1 pseudogene is annotated in these 336 nt (G+C 57.1%); it reads right to left on the bottom strand.

Annotated elements, in window-relative coordinates:
• Positions 1–74 precede the first annotated feature (74 nt).
• Positions 75–336, bottom strand: a pseudogene (locus tag AO277_RS15165) (recombinase family protein); the annotation flags it as partial.

Here is a 336-nt window from a genome sequence, read left to right as displayed (position 1 = left end):
CCGGTGGGCTTTTTCAAAAGCGGGCTGGGTGCTTCGTGACGATGAGTAGGTCAGTGCCTATTGGCCTTAACCGACTAACGTTGCGCCAGCTCGTCGCGGACCTTCATGACGGTCGTAGTTGAACACGCAGCGTGCCTCGCTACTGCGCGGATCCCGAGACCTGCAGCCAGCAGCTCACGCACTCGGTTACGCAGCTCTGCGTCTACGGGTCTGCCTTTGTAGACGCCTGAAGCTTTTGCCTTCTCAATACCTTGTGCCTGGCGCAGTCTTCTTTGTTGATAGTCCTTCCTGGCGATCGCGGCCATCATATCGATCATCATGTAGTTGATGGCCGCC

The sequence above is a fragment of the Pseudomonas amygdali genome (assembly GCF_002699855.1).
GTDB lineage: Bacteria > Pseudomonadota > Gammaproteobacteria > Pseudomonadales > Pseudomonadaceae > Aquipseudomonas > Aquipseudomonas amygdali.
Note: the sequence above shows the minus strand (reverse complement) of the source record. Positions and strands in the feature narration are given on the sequence as shown.